Raw genomic sequence first — 23,882 nt, 5'->3', positions numbered from 1 at the left:
GAGGGAGAGCAAGAGATATGGTTGAGAAGAATAATAAGCTCGGCTTTGTTGTGGCGGGCTTATTGCTAGGTATTTTAATGGCATCGATGGATAATACCATTGTCGTAACGGCGATGGGAACAATCGTTGGTGACTTAGGAGGCCTCGAAAACTTTGTATGGGTCGTTTCTGCCTATATGGTCGCAGAAATGGCAGGCATGCCGATTTTCGGTAAGCTATCAGATATGTATGGTAGAAAGAGATTCTTTATTTTCGGTTTAATTGTCTTTATGATTGGTTCGGCACTTTGTGGTACTGCTGAAAATATTACACAGTTAGGTATTTATCGTGCCATTCAAGGTATTGGCGGCGGGGCATTAGTGCCAATCGCGTTTACTATCGTTTTTGATATTTTCCCACCTGAAAAACGCGGGAAAATGGGTGGTTTATTCGGAGCGGTATTTGGATTATCTAGTATTTTCGGGCCATTACTTGGCGCATATATTACCGACTACATTAGCTGGCACTGGGTATTTTATATTAACTTACCACTTGGCATTTTAGCACTTATTTTTATTACATTCTTTTATAAAGAATCACGCGTTCATAGGAAGCAAAAGATTGATTGGTTTGGTGCAATTACTTTAGTTGGTGCAGTAGTTTCTTTAATGTTTGCGCTTGAACTAGGCGGACAAAAATATGATTGGGATTCTAGCTTTATTTTAAGCTTATTTGGTGGATTCGCTATTTTAATCATCGCATTCATTTTTATTGAACGAAAAGTAGAAGAACCAATTATTTCATTTGAGATGTTTAAGCAGCGCTTATTCGGAATGAGTACAATTATTGCTTTATGTTACGGTGCTGCATTTATGTCAGCAACTGTGTACATTCCGTTATTTATTCAAGGTGTATACGGTGGTACCGCAACAAACTCAGGATTATTACTTTTACCGATGATGTTAGGATCAGTCGTAACAGCGCAGTTAGGCGGATTTTTAACAACTAAACTTAGCTACCGAAACATTATGATTATTTCTGCGGTTATTATGCTAATTGGACTATTCTTATTAAGCACGTTAACACCAGAAACAAGTCGTGCATTATTAACAGTTTATATGATTATTATCGGATTTGGAGTCGGTTTCTCATTCTCTGTACTAAGTATGGCAGCTATTCACAACTTCGGTATGGAACAGCGCGGGTCTGCGACTTCAACGAGTAACTTCATTCGTTCGTTAGGAATGACACTAGGCATTACAATCTTCGGAATGATCCAAAGAACAGGTTTCCAAGATCAATTAGAAGAAGCATTTAAAGGGATGAGCGGGGGAATGAATACAAACGCTTTAGGGGATTCAAGAGCTATTCTATCAGAATCGGCAAGATCTCAAATCCCTCCGCAAATATTAGATAAGATTATTGACGCTCTTTCTAGTTCAATTGTTCAAACATTCATGTGGGCATTGGTACCAGCTGGATTAGCATTCATATTCATTTTCTTTATGGGAAATGAGCGCATGGTAATTAAGAAACAACAAACGAATAAAAAGAGTGAAACATCAAAAGCGTAATGAAAAAGCTCCTTTCTAATTGGAAAGGAGCTTTTTCGTATGTACGGATTTAGATTAGCCTTCGATAATTTCGTATTCTTCGTCTGCTAAGAGTAAAATTTGTGTTTTCTTACCTTTGTTTTGAACTTCGATTACATCGTAAGCACCTAAGTCTCTTACTTTGCTTTGAGAAGCGTTAACCATAACTTCAATAGAATCAATTAAGATATCTTCTTCAATGTATGATTCAGGCAATGCCATATCTTCAGTATCTAATACACATGCGTATAGATTTTGTAAGTTTTCAGCAGTTGGGTTTTGTTCCTCAACATCAATGATGTTTTTTACTGCTTCCATATTTTCCTCTTTTGCTTGGTATACTTTAATTTTAGCCATTGTTTTAATCTCCTTTATAACGTAATCGTAGAGGCTACACCTTATTATAACGTTTTTTTCATGAAAGATGAAATTGTTATATGTATTTATAGTAAAAATTATGTGTCCTTACTCAAAAATGGTGTGATTTCCATATAAATGTACGATTAGGTAACGATATTGCTACGTTAACGTTATATTGTCCAAGCTTTTCTTATTTTCTTCTCATATATATGTAGTAGCAATTCTATATAGAGAAGGGATGGAGTGTAAGTGGGGTGTGAACCGAAACGTAATTGTGGGTGTTGCCAAAATAGTATATGTGAGTTTTTACAGAGTCTAGAACCGTATACAAAAGTTGAAAGTATCATAATAGCAGGAAACGAAATTGCTGTATCTTATTTTCTTTCATTTAATAAGAAAACAGGTATCGTATCATTCGTACAAGAAGACAATGAGGTTATATTTGTCGATTGTTCAAAGATTGATGCAATTCGAATAGGGAAAGTATGTAGTTGCAAAACAAAAGTTAAATATATTGAAGAGGACTTTAGCTTGCTAGGAAATGTTTGCCCGCATTGTTTAACAGAGGGGAGTACAATCTTTTTCGATTTTAACAATCCTGAATTAAATGTGTCTTTCCAAGCAACAACAATTAATCCACCTAGATGTACTGAATTTACAGATGATCTCGGGAATGTAGTAAAGCAAATTACTATAGTAGGTGAGGCGAGAGTTTCTAGAGATTTTGTTCAAGTACCTGAACTGGTAGGTTTTCGATTACTTTTATCACATCCAGCTGGAGACCCTTTAAACTACGGATTATTATTTATTAATTTTCCTGATACGATTTTTATTTTTATATTGGCATCAAGCGGATACCTTTCCATTTCGAACTGTTTAAAAATAGAGGGCGGAACTGGTGATGCCGAAATAGAAGAGATGAAAAAAATGATAGAGGATGACGTTAACACGTACAAATCAGTTGTTAAATTGACTAAAGTATATAAGAACGGTGAGACGGAATCTTTTATTTATAAAAATGAGTTATAACACATGTATTTAAATGCACCCTCAAACTATTGTTGAGGGTTGTTACATAATTAATTATGTTGGTCCTTCAAACCGTTTGTTAACGGGTAAGAAATATATTTATTGTTGACTTATTTTATATGTTGATCATTTCATAGTTAGTAGATGTTATAATCATTTTATGTTTACTGATATTTTATAAATATTCGAAGTTTTAATTTAATAGTCAATTGCTTTTATGATGAACAGGTGGGTATGTATATGAATACGAATTATGGAGCGCTCATGAAAATGTTAAGAGTAGTTGATTCTAAAGAAGGCGGGAATGTAAATGATATATGAAGCGAATATACATACAAGAAAAAAACTAGTTTCTATGTTTGAGGATTTCAATAACGTTGTTTTACTTTCTTATTTACAAGGGCATATGGGTACTGCTTGGGTAAATGATCTTGAAAATCCAAAAGTAGCACAAGTTACGGTAGGGATTTTTACATTTTACGCTGGAGACCCAAATACGAAAGAAACAGAAGAGTTATTACGTAATATTCCAGAAAGAATTTTAGTTATCGTAAATAGTGAAGAGTGGAAACAACGCTTAGAAACATTCCATGAAAGAAAAATAGATAAGTTTTTACGTTATAAATTCAAACGAAATCCAGAAGTTTTTAATCGTTCAAAATTAAAATCTTTTATATCAGCACTTCCAAAAGAATATGAGTTAAGAAGAATAGACGAGCATATCGCAAATAGCCCTACATTACATAAGATATCTGAAGATTTCACAAGTCAATTTCATTCGGTAGAAGATTATATAAACCGTGGTATAGGTTATAGCATTTTATATAACGGAGAAATTGTATGCGGTGCATCCTCGTATAGTATTTATAATGATGGGATTGAAATTGAAGTTGCGACTGATCACAATCATAGAAGAGAGGGCTTGGCAACTGTAGTAAGTGCAGCTCTTATATTGGATTGCTTAGAAAATGGAAAGTATCCAAACTGGGACGCAGCGAATACTACATCTGCTAAACTAGCAGAAAAGTTAGGATATGAATTTGATAAGGCATATGATACTTATTTTGTGGATAATAGATGAGTGAAGGAGTTACATACTAAAAAATAAATGCGCCCTAGTACGTAAGTCTAGGGCGCATTTATTAGTTGGTAAATATCTTCATAACAATCATATCATATTTTATCTTTTGAATGTTTGGAATTAAAGATATTTATGTGACTTTTTGAAAAAATAAAAGAGCAGCTAGCAAAAGCCAACTGCTCCTCTCTCAGGAGGAATGGAGAAATACAATCATATTATCTATAGTATTGACGGAACATAGAGTTTTAATCAAAGCCCGATTGGTGAGGGGTTTGATTAAAACTCCCACTGATTAAAGTTTCACTTTATTACATTTACAATTTAAATAGTAGAACGTGTTTATCGTAGTTCTCCAAACACCAATTATATTTTTTTAGAATAATTGGATGGACTGCTTCTGTCGTAGTATCGACTTCAGTATATCCATATTTCTTATAAAAGTTTTCTAATTCCTCAAAAGGAAGACAATATACATTTTGTATTTGTGATTTTTTCGCAGTTTCTACTAAAAATGAAACAAGCTCACCAGCTAATTGAAGCCCTCTAAATTGAGGCAGAATAAAAATCCCGCCCATTTCTAAAGTATCTTCATCTATTTGGACTAATCGGCCAACACCTGCATACTCGTTGTTATATGTAATAATTGCAACTTTATCTCTTTTTAAATCACTTCGTACAAATCCTATTGAGTCATATTGATTATTAATCCATTTTAAATCGTTAGATGTGGCCAATTGAATACTCATATACATCCTCCTTGGAAATACTAGCGCTTTCTTCATTATATAGAACATAACATACTATATCAAAGGAACCTTGAGGTAGCCCATTTGTTTAAGTTATTAGTTAAAAGTGTGGGGTTGCTGGCATTGAAATGATGGCTTCACCAAACATAGGATAATAATCTTGTGAATTTAGTGTTACATAGTCAAAATAAAAATTAGTTCATGCGTTCGGTAATGCACGATGGTTTAAGTGTAGAGAAGATCATAGGGGTATTTTAATTAGTAGCTACTGTATTCATTGAAGTTATTAAGGAAATGTCGTAATCCCTAGCCTTAGTGATACAAATCATATTATGGTTTAGTAAAAAAACTCTTCCTGAAAAAGAGGGGGATTAAAGATAAGAGCACTTCGAAAAGTGCCCTTCAGTAAACGACTACTTATTCTAAAAAGAAAGGATGCAATATATTATATGAAGTTTAGTGTATTTAAGTATGGGTCTTTTATATAAAAGTTTTATTTTGTTCCGAATAAAAAGGCGGTTGTTTCCGCAACCACCTTTCAGTAAAACAAAGCACTTTTTATGAAATAAATTATGGATGGTCCCTAAAAAAGGTTATAGGATATACCCACATTTTTATAACTAAAGTGACGAACTCAGGTTATAAGGAAGGAACAATTATATTGTATGAAATCTATTCTAGAGTAGTCACAAAGAAAGTTGTCTTCTTATTAGAAGGCAGCTTTTTTTATTAGAAAAAGAAGTAGAAGATTAAGTTACTTGTCCAAACAAATTTTAAAAAAATACATAAAATGCTATTAGTTAGTCAATATTTTAATATTGCTAATTTTTAAGACTAAAAGGGGTGATTTTATGTGTGAATGTGAAGTTTGTAGACGAAAGAAAAATCGGGATCCATTAAACCGGGAGTTTGAGCCGAAAAAACGAGTTCATGAGCCAAAAAAAGAGGATTGTGAGCCAAAAAAAGAAGATTGTGAGCCAAAAAAAGAAGATTGTGAGCCAAAAAAAGAAGATTGCGAATCATTAAATGATTATTCGTTTAGTAAAAATGCAAATTTTTTAGAGGCAGCTATACAAACAGATGAAATCGATCAAATTTCTGAGGAATATATTGAAATAGTTGATTCAGCAGATGTACAAGTTACTACTACAGATACAAAAGCTGCGCTATCTATCCAAGCGGCATTACAAGCAGCTATCGTAGTTGTAGTAAGTATTTCTATAGCAGATAGTGAAAAGGCAGATAAAATAACACAAGAATTATTTCAAAAATCAGCTATTAAACAAATTAATAGACAAAAAACATTTATTAAAAATTCTAGAAACGTAACCGTAACAACTACTGATACAGATATTGCAGTGAATATTCAAATTCTCCTTCAAATTTTATTAGCTTTATTAGTTAAACTAAACATTTTATAAAGTGTCTATCCTATTGATATTTAGCTATAAGTTTTCACTCTAAGTAAATGTTTTTTGTTGTAATACGTGGTACAAGCTTGGACTTTTTATTATGACTGAATTAATATTCAAGATTAATGGTAAAGCAAGTGTGGAAAACTACAAATAAAGATAAAATACATGATTTAACAGTAATGAAACTTATATTTATGTGAAGTGAAGGAAAGCTGTCTTCTTATTAGAAGTCAGCTTTTGATTTTATTAGCAAAAAGAAGTGAAAATAGAAGATTAAGTTACTTGTCCAAGCAATTTTTATTTCATTACATATAATGCTCGTAGATATTTAAAATTTTTATAGAAAATTGATTGGAGTGAATATTGTAAATGGATGATTTAAACAAATTTTCTTCCTTTAAGTTTGATAAGGATCAAAAGAATATAATTATAGACCTTTTACTCTCAGATATTTTTAATAGGCATGGGATAAATGAAGAAAAATTAAAAAATTTATCACCAGAAAAAAAGCAGCAAATTAAAAGTATTGTTTCTGAAATACAATCACAAGTTAATAATTATTTAGATTGAAAGGGGGTGAACGCATGGACAAAACATGTCATTCAGATGAAAATAAAAAGTGGAGTGCATTAGATTCCTCAAATCCTCATCCATCTTTTAAAAATGCTAGCGTTTCAGAAGCAGCTGCGCAAGAAAGTAAAACGTATCAAATTTCTGAAGAATCTATTACAATTGTAGATTCAGCAGATGTAGAAGTTACTACTACAGATACAAAAGCTGCTTTATCTATTCAAGCAGCATTACAAGCAGCTATCGTGGTTATAATAAGTATTTCTATAGCAGATAGTGAAAAAGCTGACCGTGTAGCACAAGAATTGTTTCAAAAATCATCTATTAAACAAATTAATAAACAAGAAACTGTTATTAGAAATTCTAGAAATGTTACAGTTACGACTACGGATACAGACATAGCAGTAAATGTTCAAATTCTTCTCCAAATTTTATTAGCTTTACTAGTAAAATTAAATATTTTATAAAATGTTTAACTTGTTTTTATCTAGTGATTCTTACAGGTGAATATTCACTGTTTTAATTATAGTACAGGCTATAAATATTTATCATAACTGGACTAATATTCAACATCACCAAAGTATGAATGTAAACAAACAATGTGATGGAAAATAAAGTTTGGTTATTTTATGAAAATGTAAAAGCCATTTCCTTTATTGGATTTGGCTTTTCAATTTTAAACAGTATAAATTTGAAAAGATTATATTAAGATAAAGAATTAAAATATAATGATACAAAATACTTATAAAATTATTCGTGTTTTAGAAAAATAATAAGAAAAAGGTGTTTAAAATAGAATCATTTTCATTAACAGTTCAAGTTTTGAAGAATAGTGCATACAATATAAAGTGTTTTCCTTTCTTCATTTAAGTTTTACGTATATAATTTAAAAGTACTATTTTTATTTTATTATTTTATATTTATAACAGAATAGAGGTTTAAAAATGGGTGTTAAAATCATTACGGATAGTGCGGCGGATTTACCAGTAGAATTGCTGCAAGCATATGATATTGATTTAATTCCACTCCGTGTATATGATGAAGCAGAAACAGAGTATTTAGATGGAGTAACATTAGAGTCAGTTACATTATTGCAAAAAATGAGAGAAGGCGCTGTTTATAGAACGTCATTGCCTTCACTTGAAACGTTCCAAGAAAAATTTGTTTCTTATGCAAAAGAAGGTAATCCTTGTATATATTTAGCTTTTTCATCTGAACTGTCTGGTACATATCAATCATCAGTTGTCATTAAAGAGGAAGTAAAAGAAACATATGCTAACTTAGATTTAGAAATTATTGATACGAAATGTGCTTCGCTTGGTCAAGGTCTTGTCGTTTTAGAAGCTGCTAAAATGGCAAAAGACGGCGCATCAAAAGAAGATATTTTAAAGCGTGTTGATTTTCTAATGAGCCATATGGAACATATCTTCACTGTAGCTGACTTACAGTACTTAGTGAGAGGTGGACGTTTAAGTAAAGTCGCAGGATTTATCGGTGGTTTACTAAACATTAAACCGATCTTAAACGTGGAAGAAGGAAAACTTGTACCACTTGAAAAGGTACGAGGGAAAAAGAAAGTATTAAGCCGTATTGTTGATATTATGGAAGAACGTGGTAAAGACCTTAAAGGTCAAACAATCGGTATGACTCACGGTGACGATTTAGAAACAGCGGAAGCATTAAAATCATTAATTACGGAAAGATTTGGCTGTGAAGTATTTATCGTAAATACAATTGGTGCAGCAATCGGTGCACATACAGGACCTGGCGTTATAACGTTATTTTTCTTAAATGAAGTAGAGTAAAGGATTGATCTTTTGATCAATCCTTTTTTATTTTTTAATCTGTGATAATCGGTCGATATGGTATTGATGAAGATAAAATCTTTGAAGTTTTCCTATATCAAATGCAATCTTGTAGAGGGATTATTTTTTATATGTGTAATGATACTTAATGGTAGAAGAAAAGAGTATAAATAAGAATATATTTATAGGAATTTAAATATTTGAAGATATCAAAATTTTTCCATTTCATATATAATTGTGTAGGAAGAAATATCTGTAACTATTTGTAAAAATAGGAGGCGGCTATAAAAATGCAAGAAAGTGCTAGATGGGATTTAAATCGCTTGTATTTGAATGAGGATATTCTATTTCCGATTTTGGAGTTGAAAGAGCAATATTTTGTAACAAAAGATGTAGAGATTCTTTCAAAGCTTATACAAGCTATTGAAAAAGCAGAATACTATTTGTACTGTCGATCGGTTGAAGAAAGTGTTCCATCTGACCTTACTAAATTGACCGTGAAAGTGAAGGAACTAAAAAGTGAATTACAGCAAGTAATAAAACATAATGAAGTGGAAACTTCAGATAATACTAAGTTAATAAAAGATGAACTTAATGCGTGGGAAAATATGTACATACAATTACGGGATAGGATAGAAATAGAGCACAATAATAAACTATTATCCTTTGGACAAGCAAATACTATTGCAATGAATAGTGATAATGAAAAGGAAAGATTAGAAGTATTCGATTCATTAACATGTGCTTTACATAAGGAAAAAGAAATCTTTGCTACTGTATTAAATCAAGTAGGGAGATTGCGTAATGCAAAGAGTAATGAAATAGAAGATAGAGAGATTTTAACACAATCTTTTCATGCGAATGGCATTTCAGAAACTGTATTATTCCAAATGTGGAATGTGACAGAAGAAAACCTTGATAAATTAGTAAGTGCTTTAAACGTGTATAAGAAAGGGAAAGCTTCGATTACATGGCATGAACTTATGACAGTAAAGGAAAGTAATGAGGTCATGATTCCTTTTTCAGTAGCAGTACAAAACGTTTATGATGCATGTAAGAATATTGATCAAGAATTAGCAGAATTTGCACGTAATGCGATAGAAAGTGGATGGATAGATGCTGAACCGAGAGAGAATAAACCACCAGGTGGGTTTTGTGCTCCATTTTTCAGTGAGAAAGAATCGAGAATCTCCATGCGTTATGATGGGAGTATAGATAGTGTAAGAGTGCTCGCTCATGAATTAGGACATGCTTGGCATTTTTATAATATGAGTTTTGAACAATCTACATCTTTTTTAGATGATTATTTGCCGATGAGTACGGCTGAATCAGCATCTATTTTCTTTGAAACGGTACTCTTAAATTATCTAATTGAAACAACGGATAGTAAAGATATGAAAAAGTCATTACTTAGCTGGAAAATAAGAAATAGTTTTAATTATGTAATGGCAATACGAGCATCGTATCAGTTTGAAAAAACATTTTATGAAAAATGTAAAGAGGGTCCATTAAGTGCTGATGAAATTGAGAAATTATCTATAATGGCACAAAAAGAAGCTTATGGAAAAGCTTTAAGTGAATACCAGCCGTTTGTATGGATGAAATATATTCAATTTTATATAGCAGATGTTCCTTTTTACAATTATCCATACACGTTTGGATATTTAGTAAGTTTTAGTTTATTAGAAATAGCTCAAGAAGGTAAAAGTACTTTTCATTCGAAATATAAAGAGTTCTTACGAGAAACAGGAAAGGCTCCAGTAGAGGAGCTTATGAAAAAACATTTTGAAATAGATATAAGAAATTATGAATTTTGGAATAAAGCTTTTATTCAAATTTCTAAAGACATTGATGAATATTTGCAGCTTATATAAGGGGAGAGTATAGTGGATCAACAGTTTATAAAAGGTATACCTTTTTCAACTTTAGAATATGCAAAAGCTATAAGTTTATTAAAAGGTTGGGTACATGAACAACAAGAGAAACCAAGGTTTGTAGTAACTGCAAATCCTGAAATTGTTATGTCTGCAAAGGAAAATACGGAAAAATCAAAGGAGTTTAAAAAGATGTTACTATCTGCGGATTTAATAACAGCGGATGGGATTGGTGTCATAATTGGCTCGAAAATATTAAAAGGAACTTTGAAAGAACGTGTTACTGGGGCGGATTTAACTCACGATTTAATAAAATATTGTAACGACAATGAATATCGTGTCTTTCTTTTTGGAGCTGCGCCAGAAAGTAATAAAAAGGCATTAGAAAAATTAAATGAGCAGTTCCCGGGAGCACAATTTAAAGGACAGCATGGATTTGTAAATGGTGAAGAAATAGAAGAAATAAAAATGAAAATTAAGCAATTCAAGCCGCATTTATTACTTGTAGGACTAGGTTCACCAAAACAAGAAGAGTTCATTTATGAAAACATACAAACATTAAACGTTCCGCTATCTATTGGTATCGGGGGAATGATTGATATAATATCTGGTACTGTAAAAAGAGCACCGAAAATAATGAGGGATACTGGAACTGAATGGCTGTATAGGTTACTCTCACAGCCGAAAAGATTAAAGAGACAACTTGTACTTCCGAAATTTTTATTGTCGGTTATGTCAGAGAGGATTAAAGGGATTAATTAATAAAGGGGACTACATACATGAACAGAATCGGCATTATCGGAGCAATGCAAATTGAAATAGATTTACTTTTAGAAAAGCTAGTAATACAAGAAGAACAGACAATAGCGGGAATGCCATTTTATATTGGAGAATTCATGGGAACAGAAGTAATTATTGCACGTTCTGGTGTAGGGAAAGTAAATGCAGCTGCATGTGCGCAAACATTAATTCATAAATTTAATGTAGACTCTATCATCAATACGGGCGTTGCTGGTGGATTACATCCAGATGTAAAAGTTGGTGATGTAGTTATTTCAACGAATGTTACCCATCATGATGTAAGTAAAAATCAAATGAAAAAATTATTCCCGTTTCAAGAGGAGTTTATTGCAAGTAAGGAATTGATAGAGTTAGCACGTAAAGCATGTAACAGTAATAGTTCAAATATTCAAGCTCACGAAGGAAGAATTGTAAGTGGTGAATGTTTTGTTGAAGATTCAAAGTTAAAGGCAAAATTAATAGATGAATACGCACCTCATTGTACAGAAATGGAAGGTGCAGCAATTGGACATGTTGCCTACATAAATGATATACCGTTTCTTGTTATACGATGTATTTCTGACAGTGCAGATGATGAAGCTCAAGTTTCTTATGATGATTTCGCGAAAACTGCTGCGAATTATTGCTCAGAAATTATTATTGAGATGCTTAAAAATATATCTGGTAAAACTATAGTCCAAAAGGAGAGATAGGAATGTTACAAGCATTAATTTTTGATATGGATGGAACATTATTTCAAACAGATAAAATTTTAGAATTATCGTTAGATGATACTTTTGATCACTTAAGATCACTTCAATTATGGGATACGGTAACACCGATTGAAAAATACCGTGAAATTATGGGTGTGCCGCTACCGAAAGTTTGGGAAGCTTTATTACCGGACCATTCTATTGAAATAAGAGAACAAACAGATGCATATTTTTTAGATAGACTAATTGAAAACATAAAAAGCGGAAAAGGCGCTTTATATCCAAATGTAAAAGAAATATTTACATATATAAAAGAAAATAATTGTTCAATTTACATTGCTAGTAATGGTTTGAAAGAATATTTACGAGCAATCGTAACGTATTATGCTTTAGACAAGTGGGTGACTGAAACGTTTAGTATTGAACAAATACAATCGCTAAATAAAGGTGACTTAGTTAAAAGTATTATGAACAAATATGATATAAAAGAGGCAGCGGTAGTTGGTGACCGGCTATCTGATATAAATGCAGCGAAAGACAACGGTTTACTTGCAGTTGGGTGCAATTTTGATTTTGCGCAAGAAGAGGAACTTGCTCAGGCTGATATAGTAATAGATGATTTAATAGAGTTAAAGCGGATACTGCCTGCTGTACAGAGATAAATAAAGTGTGTGCATTTTTTCCAAGTCCTATATGTCTTATTTTATGGAGGGAGTATGCTTAAAAATAATTTTAAAATTAGTAATATTCCTGCGGTTTTATGGGGAGAGAAGAGTGAAAAAGTTTTTATTGCAGTACATGGAAATATGTCAAATAAGGAAGATATAGTTATTCAAATATTAGCTGAAGAAGCCAATCAAAAAGGCTATCAAGTATTAAGCTTTGATTTACCTGAGCATGGAGAAAGAAAAAATGATAACACTCCTTGCAAAGTACAGTTTTGTGTTAGTGAATTATCTATAATTATGAACTACGCAAAAGTACATTGGAAAGAAATAAATGTGTTTGCATGTAGTATGGGAGCGTATTTTAGTCTTTTAGCTTATCAAAATGATGTGCTAGAAAAGGCATTATTTTTATCACCAGTAGTTAATATGGAACGAATTATCGAAAATATGATGAAATGGTTTAATGTAACACCGGAGCTTTTACAAAAAGAAATGACTATAGAGACACCTATTGGTCAAAAGTTATATTGGGATTATTTATGCTATGTAAAAGAGCATCCTATTAGTACATGGAATACAGATACATATATTATGTACGGAGCTAAGGATGAGCTGTGCGAATTTGAAACTATTAACTATTTTACAAAAAAACATCGTTGTGAATTAGAAGTTATGGAGACGGGTGAACATTACTTTCATACTGAAGAACAGTTGAAAATATTTGAACAGTGGTTACACAAGCATATCAATTAACAAATTATAATTTAACTTATACCTGCTAGAGAAGAATGGTGAATTTATAAACTGATATTATATTTGAGAGACATTATAAATGTATATGTATTCATTTAAGTAAAAAGGTGCTTTAGTTCAATAAGAATTACACAACTTTAAAGAGCCTTACCACACACTAGATTGTAGCAAGGCTCTTATATTTTCATAATAAAATTAATTAACTGTATTATCGATTTACATATGAAGTGAAGTATATGCATACTATGAATTAAATAAAGTAACAACCATAAAAATGCTCAGAATAAATGATTCTCGAGCATTTTTATGTATTTTCGTACTTAGGGGGAATGGACTTGAAAGATATACATATTCAACAAATAGAAAATTTAATGGAATATGTATTCAGTCATCTCGTTCAAGACAGTGAAGAAGAAGGGTTTAATTTCCTTATAAGACTAATAAATGAATATAAACACAAAGTAAATGTATTCAATAAAACTGGAGAATGTTTATATGGTATTTTCCAAGGGGATATGTTAATCGGAGTTGGAGGTTTAAATAAAGATCCGTACACAAAAGACAATAAGATTGGGCGGTTGAGGAGATTTTATATTTCCAAGGATTATCGGCGTATAGGGTTAGGGAATTTATTATTAAATCAACTATTATGTCATGCGGAAAAGTATTTTGAAGTGATTGTTTTACATGCTGACACGAAGCAAGGGGATGTGTTTTATACTTCAAATGGATTTGTAAAAGGGGGATTATATAAGGGATCGAGTCACTACAAACTATTATAGAGATTGCTATCCAAAGAATAGCTACGGAAAGATATTTTCGTTGATAAATCGATATATTTTAAAAATCCCTGATATATATGAAGGTGCGACCCTTATATTAAAAACAACTTTTATAATTTCATTTACCAAATTGTTATTATAAAAAAGAGCACCTTAGCTTTTAAAATTTAGCTTATAAGGTGACTCCTTTTCATTCAATTACATTTTAACCTTCATTTGTTTCAATAATAATCCTGGTTTACCTTTTACATAATAAAAATGCGGATTATTTTCATCATCATAAAGCATAATATAAGGCTTTTCTTTTAGTGGGAGTAGTATAAGTATTTCGTCTATTGTAGTGTGTAACCATTGATTAGTAATAGAAACCGGCTTAGATAAAGGGATTTTTATCATATAGCCATCTTTTGGAACGACATTTAAGTTTTTAAATGGACCAGTAATTGATTTAGCGTATTGAACTGCTTCTTTTTGGATTACTGGATCTAAAGATTGTTTTTGAATGACCATTTCTTTTTGACAATCAAATACTTCAATTTGTTGATTTGTATTTGCGAACGCATTTGTTGATAATAGAAATAGAAGAAGAGAAATGACCCCGATTTTTTTTATCATAGTACAACACCTCACCATTACTATCCCCTCAAAAGCTTTAAATATTTTTCTGTCACATTCATGTAACAAAGATGTTGTATGATACAATTGGTTTTTGTTTAAAAGCAATGGAGGAAAAAATATGAAAGTTTTAATTGCAGATGACGAACAAGATATGTTAAGGATTTTAAAAGCTTATTTTGAAAAAGAAGGATTTGAAGTTTTTTTAGCAAAAGACGGGGAGGAAGCACTTCAAATATTTTATGATGAAAAAATTGATTTAGCTATTTTGGATTGGATGATGCCAAAACATAGTGGTATTACTGTCTGTCAGGAAATAAAAAAGAATTCAAGCGTAAAAGTATTAATGCTTACGGCGAAAAGTGAAAGTGAAGATGAATTAGCAGCGCTTCAAAGTGGGGCAGATGAGTACGTGAAAAAACCATTTCATCCAGGAGTACTAATTACGCGAGCGAAAAAACTTATTCAGCATGATGATATTATTCAAGTACAAGATGTAAAGATAAATTTCGCCAAAAATAAAGTATATAAAAATGATATAGAGTTAGAAATTACAAAAACAGAGCTCGAATTAATAAAATGCTTTTTAAATCATAAAGGAACAATTTTAACTCGTAAAAAATTGCTAGATATTGTCTGGGGATTTGACTATTTTGGAGAAGAGAGAACGGTTGATACACATGTAAGAAGGCTACGTAAAAAAATTGGAGAAAATATTATTAAGACGCATCGTGGGCTGGGTTATAGTTTGGAGGAACAAAGTGAATAAACTTGGGAAAAAGTTATTTTTAAGTATTTCTGCAACTGTTATTCTCATCTTTATGATTTCATTATTATTCATTAACAATCTCTTACCGAACTATAATATTTATAAAACACGTGAAAACTTAAATAAATTTACAACACAAATACAAAATACAACAGTGGAAAATATAGAGGATGTTATTCATACAATTGAAAGTGAAAATAACGTTACAATTGCGTATACGCCAATTAATCAGTCGGAAGATGCTATGAACGACGCGTTACGCATGCAACTTACGAAAAAGAAAGTAACGTTAAATAAGCTTTGGATTACGAAAGACGAAGTTATGAAAGTGAAGACGGAAGGGCAATCGAATAAACTGTACGATCAAGGAAAGGTAAAAGCGAGTTTTTTTGCTAAATATATTGCGAAAGATGATACGATAATTTTAATTGGGACTTCCATTGCGAATTCAAATGAAATTATAAATACGTTAAATACATTTTACTTATATATCCTATGTTTCTCGCTCCTTCTTATTATTTTACTTGTGTGGATACTTTCAAAAATAATAACGACACCACTGAAAGAGTTAAGTGATGTGGCTCAGGATATTTCACATTTGCAGTTTAAAAGAACGAAAGTGAAAACGAATGATGAAATAGGAGAGTTGGCCAATAGTATTAATATCATGAGTGAAAAACTACATGAAGCACATCAAGACTTAACTGATCGTAATGAACATTTAAAACGATTTATGGGTGATGTAACGCATGAATTAAAGACACCGATCGCATTAGTAAAAGCATACTCTATGGGGATTAAAGATGGATTAGATGATGGGACTTATGTAGATACAATTATTAAACAAACAGATCAAATATCAAACTTAATTGAAGAACTATTACGATTTTCTAAACTAGAAAGAGATATTTTACAAAAAGAAGAATTCCCCATTGAACCACTGGTTCAGAGTATATTAGATAAGCATCAGATTGAACTGGATTCGAAAGAAATTAACTTGCAAGTAAATTGTAATGCGGGCGATACAATCGTTTATGCAGATTTAAATAAAATGAGAATGGTGTTTCAAAATTTAATTTCTAATGCGATAAAATATACAGCAAATCAAAACATAATAATTACATTAGAAGATAGAAATAAAAGTATATATTTCCAAATAAAAAATGGCATTCCTACGGATAAAATTAAGGATATCGAGAAAATTTGGGAGCCTTTTTATGTACTAGAATCTTCTCGTAGTAAAGAAAAATCAGGTACAGGATTAGGTTTAGCGATAGTGAAAAGTATTTTAGAAAGGCATGGTTTTGAATATGGAGTTTCCTCTATAGATGGAGAAATTCAATTTTATATAAATGTGAAAAAGGACTAATGAAAATATTAGTCCTTTTTGCAGCTTTAGAGATTAGCGATACAGGATGAATCACCATAATTTTCAAAATTGATGTATTAAATGGAGAATTAGCAAATGTTCTACTTTCATTAAATTCACGTGAAGTTCACAGGAAAACGTTATATTTACATAGTTATATTTGAATTTAATGAAGTGAGGTATTCAGATTTGAAAAGAAAGAAATTAGTAATTGGTAGCATTTTAATGGGTATGACGTTATCTTTATCTGCATGTGGTTCATCAGATAATATTGTAACGACAAAATCAGGAAGCATTTCAGAAAGTGATTTTAACAAAAAATTAAAAGAAAACTACGGTAAACAGAATTTATCTGAAATGGTAGTAGAAAAAGTATTACATGATAAATATAAAGTTACGGATGAAGAGGTAACGAAACAACTAAAAGAATTAAAAGACAAGATGGGCGATAATTTTAATACATATATGGAATCCAATGGTGTGAAAAATGAAGATCAGTTGAAAGAGAAATTAAAGCTTACTTTTGCTTTTGAAAAAGCTATTAAAGCAACCGTAACGGAAAAAGATATTAAAGATCATTATAAGCCAAAGCTTCAAGTTAGCCATATTTTAGTAAAAGATGAAAAGACAGCAAAAGAAATTAAAGAAAAATTAAATAGTGGCGAAGATTTCGCGGCATTGGCTAAACAATATTCAGAGGATCCAGGTTCTAAAGAAAAAGGTGGGGAACTATCTGAATTTGGACCTGGTATGATGGTGAAAGAATTTGAGGATGCTGCGTATAAGTTAGAAGTTGGTCAATTGAGTGAACCTGTTAAATCTTCTTTCGGATATCATATTATTAAGCTAACGGATAAAAAAGAGCTTAAACCGTATGAGGAAGAGAAAGAGAATATTCGTAAAGAATTAGAACAGCAACGTATACAAGATCCTCAATTCCATCAACAAGTTACTAGAGAACTGCTTAAAAATGCAGATATAAAGGTATCTGATAAAGACTTGAAAGATACCTTTAAAGAGTTAGAAAAATAATAAATGGAATGTAAGGCAAGCGATAGAAATATCGGTTGTCTTTTTCTCTATTTATCCCGCTATTTGCCGGGCAGTAAGACCCCACCTCAAAATTCAGCGAAAGCAAAGAAGTGGCCCTGCTGATCGTAAACGCCCAATTGGTGAGGGCTGATTAAAGTTTCACGTTATAAAGAAGGAGGAAGTGGGAAAATAATTTCACACCTCTATTAAATTTTACTTAATAAGAAATCTTTGAGTTTCTCAACTTTTATATAAAAATAAAACTGAATTTTCAGTTATTTTGTTATATAGTAAAAGAGAACGAATAAGGGGAGGGAATATTTTGAGTAAAAAGAAAATGGCAATTACACTGTCAGCAATGCTATCTGCAACAATTATACCTAGCTTTACTATGGATGTGCATGCAGAGAAGAAGGAAGAGACTAAAAGTACGAAAATTGAATTAGAAAATGGGATGACAAAACCGATTTATTCTCTCGATGAAGCTATTATCGAAAATTTATATGTAGAGACAGAAGTTGATAGTGATCGAGACGGTAAGAAAGACAGAGTATCGATAAAAGTTATGCGTCCAAAGACAGATCCGAATGTGAAAGTTCCTGTTATTTATGAAATGAGTCCATATCGATCTGGATTAAAAGATGTTCCTGTATATAATGTAGATGAAGAATTGTATGCGTATGAAGGAAAACCGTATGGAGCGGTTAATCTTGGTTCGTATGGGAACTATTACGTGCCAAGAGGTTATGCAGTTATTCTAGGCGAAAGTATCGGTACTGGAAAATCAGATGGATGCCCTACAACTGGAGATGAACAAGAGATACTCGGGACAAAATCTGTTATTGATTGGGTAAACGGTCGCGCGAAAGCATTTACAGAACAGGGTGAGGAAGTTCAGGCAAATTGGTCTACAGGAAATGTAGGTATGACTGGAGTTTCTTATAATGGTACATTACCAAATGCTGTTGCGACTACTGGAGTTGAAGGTTTAAAAACAATTATTCCAATCGCAGCAATTAGTAGTTGGTATGATTATTATCGTGCAAATGGTGCAGTCATTGCTCCAGGCGGATATCAAGGGGAAGATACAGATAATATGGCAGAAGCAGTACTGACAAGGGAAAACCCTGAAGTTTGCGGACAAGTTATAAAAGAGTTAACGGCTGGACAAGACCGAAAAACAGGTAATTATAATGATTTTTGGGATAAACGTAACTATGTAAAAGATGCTAAAAATGTAAAAGCGAGTGTATTTGTTGTTCATGGTTTAAACGATTGGAATGTTAAAACAAAACAGTTCGCGCAATGGTGGGAAGCACTTGGAGAAAATAATGTTCCGCGTAAAATGTGGCTACATCAAGGTGGTCATGGTGGGACATCAAGTAATAGCTGGCAGCAAACACAAAATAAATGGTTAGATTATTGGTTATACGGGATTGAAAATGGAATTATGGATGAACCAATGGTTGATGTGCAAAGAGAAAATAAAACGTGGCAAAAGATAAAAAATTGGCCAGATCCATCAGCTGTACCTTCAAAAATCCGTATGTATTTAAGTAATAAATTAGTCAATTTGCCATTAAGTATGGGATCGGCTAATAAAGTTTTCTCATTCTTAGATGATGCACAAATGAAATCAAACCAATTAGTAGCAAACCCAGAATTAGAAGTAGCAAATCGATTAGTATATACAATGCCTGTACTGCAAAAAGATACGCGTATAAGTGGTACACCAAAGATTTCAATTACAGGAAATATTGATCGATCTGTATCAAATTTAACAGCATTACTTGTTGACTATGGAGGAGCGAAGCCGGAAATCGTAACGAGAGGCTGGATGGATCCACAAAACGTAAAGAGTATAGAAAATTCAACAGCGATTCAAGCGGGCAAAGATTATACATTTACATGGGACATGCAGCCAGATGATTATGTATTTAAAGTGGGGCATCAAATCGGAGTTGTTTTAATTGCAAGTGATTATGATTATACAATTAGACCGAAAGCTGGCACGAAACTTACAGTGAAATTAAGTGAAGTGACATTGCCGATTGTGAAATAAATATTTTTTCTAAAGAGCTTACTAAAGTAAGCTCTTTAGAATGTAGTCTGAATTTTTGATTTTTATATTTCAAATTGGAAGGTTATGTAATACAATATCATTATATTCTATGGAAAGTGAGTGATATATTATGATAGTCAGCTCTTTCGAAATCTCATTAAAATTAGAGGTACAGGAAGATTAGTTGAATTGAAATCTTCCGTACGTAAAAACGGAGGAGAAAATAAATGTTTAGCTTTTATAGTACACTTTGTACGGAACTGTATGATTACACAAAACCAGTCGGTTATTCTTTAAATGGTGATATTGAGTATTACAAAGAACTTTTAAAAGGTTGTAGAGGAAGAATCCTCGAAGCTGCAGTAGGTTCAGGGCGTGTCATCATTCCGCTTCTAGAGGCTGGTTTTAAAGTGGATGGGATAGATTATTCACCTGAAATGCTAGATTCTTGCCGTAAGCGCTGTAAAGAGAGAGGCTTACATCCTAATTTGTATGAAGGAAGCTTGCAACAATTTTCACTTCCGCATAAATATGACGCAATTATCATTCCTACTGGATCTTTTTGTTTAATTGAAAATCGTATGGATTCTATAAATGCATTGAAATGTTTTTATGAACATCTTAATCCAGATGGACAATTAATCGTAGATATTATGCTTCCGCATGACTGGAAGACTGGAGAAATTCATACATCGACTTTCTCTTTGCCGAGTGGAGACGGAATCACATTAGAAAATAAATCAATTGAAATAGATTGGCTGAACCAAGTTACTGTATCATATTTGAAATATGAAAAGTGGAGTAAAGGACAGCTCGTACAAACAGAGTTACAACGTTTTGCGCTGCGCTGGTATGGAATAGTAGAGTTTAAACTCCTTTTAGAAAGTTTAGGTTTCTCTAACATTACTTGCTCTGCTGAATATGTTTATGAAAAAGAACCGTCAAACGCAAATCAAATGATTACTTTTGAAGCTGTGCGAAAAGAATAGAACTAAAACTATGAATAAAAAATAAGGCAATCGTTTTAAAATCGGCTGTCTTATTTTTTATTTTATGTAATGGTTTATAGAGAAAGATTGGAGGGAAATAAATAAAACTTATATTAATATTTGGCCCACAAGCAGTTGGAAAAATGACAGTGGGGCAAGAATTAGCAACATTAACCGGTTTAAAACTTTTTCATAACCACATGACAATTGATTTAGTAAGTCCAATTTTTGATTACAGTACGAAAGAAGCAAAAAGGCCAGTAAGTTTATTTCGTTTTCGTTGTCCAAGCATTTTCCTATTAATTACATATACTATTTATGTTAAAGTCAGCTACTATTTTATATAGGGCTGTTATTTTCCTATAAATGCTATTTTAGTGAAGTGGGAGGAATCAATTTGGAAAACGTAGAACAAGATAGAATTGAAAATCAAGTGTATTCAAATCGTGTAGTAAGATCAGAATTTGATTCGAATTGGGAAACTTGTATATCAAAGAGTGGTTATGTAATTTATGTAGCAACAAGTAATAATGCTGAAGTAATAGTGCTTCTTGCAGATGGTTCAAGTAAATTATTAATTTTCGAAAAAGGCGGTAAAGTAGTAGTTGGTGGCGGTGGAACAAGTCATTACAGTAAGCCGCATATTGCAAGAAATATTTAAGATAGAACATGTTGTTAATTAAGAAGAAGCTGGAAAACGGTTGTCATTCATGTTTAGGGCATGATAGACGAACCGTTTTTTTATTTGTTTATAAATTTAGAAGAACTTCATTGATTACAAATACATCGGGATGACCAGCGAAATTAGAAGAAAACTTGGCGGCTAATGGTACAAAATATTATGTAGGTTTGCAAGAATCTTATAAGCGATATAAAAAGTATTTCCTATTTGGGGAAACACTACTTCTATGTTATAGTATAATAGTGTTTTTAGAGGGCGCTATTTTAATATATCTATAATTTTGTTGTGTATTATTTTCATATTAAATAAGTGTCTAAAGTATTTTTTTATATAAGGAGTAATAATTAGAAGAAATGAAAAATATAGACTTTATACTAGAAAGTGACGAGACATTAAAACCGTCTGAACGATTAGTACTATTATTATTAGAGAAGCATAGAATGTTATATACGAACGATCTATTGGCATTATCAAATTTATCATATAAAACATTAACAGATGCATTAACGGCGCTAGTTTTAAAATCGTATGTGTTAAAGGAAACAGGTAAGGGAAGAAGACAGAATTGCTATAGATTAGTATGATAAGGCAGCTGTTTTAGAAACTTTTACATATGTTTTTTCAATTGTAAGGTGAAATTGTATTTTTGTTTTCGAACGAAAAATTTACTATAAGAGGGGCTAAGATAGTAGCGTTTCATTTTTGTAAATATAATTATTCTATCATTGAAAATACAAAAATAAAATAAACCGCATAAAACAGAAATAAAAAAACAATCCATTTTTAAAATGGATTGTTTTTTTATTGGAATAATATTATTTGATATGTTGAAAGCATAAATAGCAGAATAAACATTACCTGTTTTAGTTCATGCAACTGAACAAATATGATGAAAACTATGTGTATAGTTTTTTGCTTGCTTTTTCAGTCACTCTAATGAAATCATGGTCTTCATTGTTTAAAGGCAGTATTTTTAACATTATTGCTATTCAGCATTAAGCACAAAAAGTGATATATAATATTATTATGTAAACTTAAGATTTTAAAAGGAAAATATAATAATGAATAGAACATGTAGAAGGAGATGCTTAAATATTTTGAAGGATGGGAGATTATTATGGAGCATTTACAATCAATAGCACAAGCTGTTATAAGTGGTAATAAGGAAAAAGTAGTGAAGTTTATAAAGGCGAGTCCAAGTATTGTTAACGAATGTAGTGAAGATGGATGGACACCACTTCATTTAGCAGCTTATTTTGGACAGAAAGAAATAGCGAGTTTTCTTTTAGAAAGTGGTGCAGATATACATAGTAGAGCGAAAAACGAAAATGAAAATACGCCTTTGCAAGCAGCAATTGCGAACAAGCAAAGTGAACTTGTTGCTTTCTTAATTGAAAAAGGATCAGATGTAAATATTATGCAAAGTGGTGGCTGGACAGGACTTCACGAAGCGGCATTATTAGGAAATGAAGAAATAATTATGTTACTCCTTAAAAATGGAGCTAATAAGATGATAAAGAAAAATGATGGGAAAACAGCGTATGATATTGCATTAGAAAAAGGATATGATCATCTATTACATCATTTGAAACAGGAAGTGAACTTATGATGAATAAATGGAGTGTTGGTATATTTTTATTTAATGAAGTAGAAGTGTTAGACTTTGCAGGGCCATTTGAAGTTTTTTCTGTAACTGAGGTGAATGAAGAAAAACCATTTACTGTTTATACAGTTAGCGAGAATGGGGAAATGATTACAGCAAGGAACGGATTGAAGGTACAGCCAGATTATAGTATTGAAAATTTACCACCAGTGTATATTTTAATAATTCCGGGTGGGCTAGGTGCTAGAGAATATGAAATAAAAAATGAAATAGTAATAAAATGGATTCGCCAACAAATGAAAGAAGTAAAGCTGATGACTTCAGTTTGTACAGGAGCGCTATTACTGGCGAAAGCAGGTTTACTGGAAGGTTTAAAAGCAACAACACATTGGGCTAGTATTGAAAAGTTTAAAAATGAGTTTCAAAATGTTGAAGTTATAGAAAATGTAAAGTTTGTAGATGAAGGACATATTATAACATCTGCCGGAATTTCAGCTGGAATTAATATGGCATTTCATATTGTGAAAAACTTGTTAGGTGTGCATGTTGTGGAGGACACAGCGAAGCGAATGGAGTATGATATTAGTTTCCCAAATTAAAAAGCCCGGATTGGG

At 31.9% G+C, this 23,882-nt stretch carries 25 protein-coding genes and 1 pseudogene; 23 read left to right on the top strand and 3 right to left on the bottom strand.

Going from position 1 to position 23,882, the window contains the following annotated elements; genetic code table 11:
- Positions 1 to 17 precede the first annotated feature (17 nt).
- Complete coding sequence (locus tag ACTFRU_RS02585) at positions 18 to 1,553, top strand: MDR family MFS transporter (RefSeq protein ID WP_000229616.1); 1,536 nt, start codon at positions 18 to 20, stop codon at positions 1,551 to 1,553.
- Positions 1,554 to 1,607: 54 nt separating this feature from the next.
- Here the strand turns inward: ACTFRU_RS02585 and ACTFRU_RS02580 are convergent, their stop codons facing one another.
- Entirely contained in the window at positions 1,608 to 1,928 is a 321-nt protein-coding gene (locus tag ACTFRU_RS02580; protein ID WP_001062733.1) for a hypothetical protein, read from the bottom strand.
- A 252-nt stretch (positions 1,929 to 2,180) separates the two neighbouring features.
- Between ACTFRU_RS02580 and ACTFRU_RS02575 the strand changes: the two genes are divergently transcribed.
- Both ACTFRU_RS02575 and ACTFRU_RS02570 read left to right on the top strand, forming a co-directional pair.
- Entirely contained in the window at positions 2,181 to 2,960 is a 780-nt protein-coding gene (locus ACTFRU_RS02575) for a BC_2878 family exosporium-associated protein (protein WP_102956028.1), read from the top strand.
- Positions 2,961 to 3,270: 310 nt separating this feature from the next.
- Entirely contained in the window at positions 3,271 to 4,041 is a 771-nt protein-coding gene (locus ACTFRU_RS02570) for a GNAT family N-acetyltransferase (protein ID WP_102956029.1), read from the top strand.
- Positions 4,042 to 4,355: 314 nt separating this feature from the next.
- On the opposite strand, the gene ACTFRU_RS02565 is transcribed toward ACTFRU_RS02570, so the two are convergent.
- Positions 4,356 to 4,787, bottom strand: coding sequence for a GNAT family N-acetyltransferase (locus tag ACTFRU_RS02565; protein WP_063220344.1), 432 nt, complete (start codon positions 4,785 to 4,787; stop codon positions 4,356 to 4,358).
- Positions 4,788 to 5,638: 851 nt separating this feature from the next.
- Between ACTFRU_RS02565 and ACTFRU_RS02560 the strand changes: the two genes are divergently transcribed.
- From ACTFRU_RS02560 to ACTFRU_RS02515, 10 genes are all read left to right on the top strand, one after another.
- Positions 5,639 to 6,208, top strand: coding sequence for a spore coat protein (locus ACTFRU_RS02560; RefSeq protein ID WP_000333025.1), 570 nt, complete (start codon positions 5,639 to 5,641; stop codon positions 6,206 to 6,208).
- Between the two features lie 363 nt (positions 6,209 to 6,571).
- The gene (locus ACTFRU_RS02555) at positions 6,572 to 6,772 is read left to right on the top strand and encodes a spore coat protein W (protein ID WP_000342253.1); all 201 of its coding nucleotides are present in this window, start codon (positions 6,572 to 6,574) and stop codon (positions 6,770 to 6,772) included.
- Between the two features lie 14 nt (positions 6,773 to 6,786).
- A complete protein-coding gene (locus ACTFRU_RS02550; RefSeq protein WP_000361676.1) occupies positions 6,787 to 7,239 on the top strand; it encodes a spore coat protein in 453 nt (150 codons plus the stop codon).
- A gap of 477 nt (positions 7,240 to 7,716) precedes the next feature.
- The gene (locus tag ACTFRU_RS02545; protein ID WP_000538278.1) at positions 7,717 to 8,577 is read left to right on the top strand and encodes a DegV family protein; all 861 of its coding nucleotides are present in this window, start codon (positions 7,717 to 7,719) and stop codon (positions 8,575 to 8,577) included.
- 290 nt (positions 8,578 to 8,867) lie between these two features.
- A complete protein-coding gene (locus ACTFRU_RS02540; protein WP_001158169.1) occupies positions 8,868 to 10,451 on the top strand; it encodes a M3 family metallopeptidase in 1,584 nt (527 codons plus the stop codon).
- A 12-nt stretch (positions 10,452 to 10,463) separates the two neighbouring features.
- Complete coding sequence (locus tag ACTFRU_RS02535) at positions 10,464 to 11,213, top strand: WecB/TagA/CpsF family glycosyltransferase (protein ID WP_006922103.1); 750 nt, start codon at positions 10,464 to 10,466, stop codon at positions 11,211 to 11,213.
- A gap of 17 nt (positions 11,214 to 11,230) precedes the next feature.
- Entirely contained in the window at positions 11,231 to 11,944 is a 714-nt protein-coding gene (locus ACTFRU_RS02530; protein WP_001079720.1) for a 5'-methylthioadenosine/adenosylhomocysteine nucleosidase, read from the top strand.
- Between the two features lie 2 nt (positions 11,945 to 11,946).
- On the top strand, positions 11,947 to 12,606 hold the full coding sequence (locus tag ACTFRU_RS02525) for an HAD hydrolase-like protein (RefSeq protein ID WP_006922102.1): 660 nt from the start codon (positions 11,947 to 11,949) through the stop codon (positions 12,604 to 12,606).
- A 54-nt stretch (positions 12,607 to 12,660) separates the two neighbouring features.
- Entirely contained in the window at positions 12,661 to 13,365 is a 705-nt protein-coding gene (locus tag ACTFRU_RS02520; RefSeq protein WP_000916870.1) for an alpha/beta hydrolase, read from the top strand.
- Between the two features lie 287 nt (positions 13,366 to 13,652).
- Complete coding sequence (locus ACTFRU_RS02515) at positions 13,653 to 14,147, top strand: GNAT family N-acetyltransferase (RefSeq protein WP_440037443.1); 495 nt, start codon at positions 13,653 to 13,655, stop codon at positions 14,145 to 14,147.
- 198 nt (positions 14,148 to 14,345) lie between these two features.
- Here the strand turns inward: ACTFRU_RS02515 and ACTFRU_RS02510 are convergent, their stop codons facing one another.
- Positions 14,346 to 14,762: a hypothetical protein gene (locus ACTFRU_RS02510; RefSeq protein ID WP_006922097.1), complete on the bottom strand. Its 417-nt coding sequence runs from the start codon at positions 14,760 to 14,762 to the stop codon at positions 14,346 to 14,348.
- 121 nt (positions 14,763 to 14,883) lie between these two features.
- Here ACTFRU_RS02510 and ACTFRU_RS02505 point away from each other — a divergent pair, with 121 nt between their 5' ends.
- The 10 genes and pseudogenes from ACTFRU_RS02505 to ACTFRU_RS02460 all read left to right on the top strand — a co-directional run bounded on the left by ACTFRU_RS02505 (position 14,884) and on the right by ACTFRU_RS02460 (position 23,867).
- Complete coding sequence (locus ACTFRU_RS02505; protein WP_000865970.1) at positions 14,884 to 15,531, top strand: response regulator transcription factor; 648 nt, start codon at positions 14,884 to 14,886, stop codon at positions 15,529 to 15,531.
- On the top strand, positions 15,524 to 16,900 hold the full coding sequence (locus ACTFRU_RS02500; RefSeq protein WP_006922096.1) for a sensor histidine kinase: 1,377 nt from the start codon (positions 15,524 to 15,526) through the stop codon (positions 16,898 to 16,900). The genes ACTFRU_RS02505 and ACTFRU_RS02500 overlap by 8 nt, the downstream gene beginning before the upstream one ends.
- A gap of 189 nt (positions 16,901 to 17,089) precedes the next feature.
- A complete protein-coding gene (locus tag ACTFRU_RS02495) occupies positions 17,090 to 17,932 on the top strand; it encodes a peptidylprolyl isomerase PrsA (RefSeq protein ID WP_002204764.1) in 843 nt (280 codons plus the stop codon).
- 322 nt (positions 17,933 to 18,254) lie between these two features.
- On the top strand, positions 18,255 to 19,994 hold the full coding sequence (locus ACTFRU_RS02490) for a Xaa-Pro dipeptidyl-peptidase (protein WP_025709514.1): 1,740 nt from the start codon (positions 18,255 to 18,257) through the stop codon (positions 19,992 to 19,994).
- A 227-nt stretch (positions 19,995 to 20,221) separates the two neighbouring features.
- Positions 20,222 to 20,983, top strand: coding sequence for a class I SAM-dependent methyltransferase (locus ACTFRU_RS02485; RefSeq protein WP_016122683.1), 762 nt, complete (start codon positions 20,222 to 20,224; stop codon positions 20,981 to 20,983).
- 101 nt (positions 20,984 to 21,084) lie between these two features.
- Positions 21,085 to 21,258: pseudogene (locus ACTFRU_RS02480) on the top strand (shikimate kinase); the annotation flags it as partial.
- Between the two features lie 122 nt (positions 21,259 to 21,380).
- Positions 21,381 to 21,644 (top strand): hypothetical protein, encoded by a 264-nt coding sequence (locus ACTFRU_RS02475; RefSeq protein ID WP_000432429.1) that lies wholly within the window; start codon positions 21,381 to 21,383, stop codon positions 21,642 to 21,644.
- Between the two features lie 374 nt (positions 21,645 to 22,018).
- The gene (locus ACTFRU_RS02470; protein WP_088345578.1) at positions 22,019 to 22,249 is read left to right on the top strand and encodes a hypothetical protein; all 231 of its coding nucleotides are present in this window, start codon (positions 22,019 to 22,021) and stop codon (positions 22,247 to 22,249) included.
- Positions 22,250 to 22,782: 533 nt separating this feature from the next.
- A complete protein-coding gene (locus ACTFRU_RS02465; RefSeq protein ID WP_033687648.1) occupies positions 22,783 to 23,274 on the top strand; it encodes an ankyrin repeat domain-containing protein in 492 nt (163 codons plus the stop codon).
- Positions 23,271 to 23,867 (top strand): DJ-1/PfpI family protein, encoded by a 597-nt coding sequence (locus tag ACTFRU_RS02460; RefSeq protein WP_440037442.1) that lies wholly within the window; start codon positions 23,271 to 23,273, stop codon positions 23,865 to 23,867. Before ACTFRU_RS02465 ends, ACTFRU_RS02460 begins: the two co-directional genes overlap by 4 nt.
- Positions 23,868 to 23,882 lie beyond the last annotated feature (15 nt).

Source organism: Bacillus cereus group sp. MYBK220-1 (genome assembly GCF_051916445.1).
GTDB classification, from domain to species: domain Bacteria; phylum Bacillota; class Bacilli; order Bacillales; family Bacillaceae_G; genus Bacillus_A; species Bacillus_A cereus.
The sequence above is the reverse complement of the archived record's forward strand: the minus strand, read 5'-3'. Positions and strand labels throughout refer to the sequence as shown.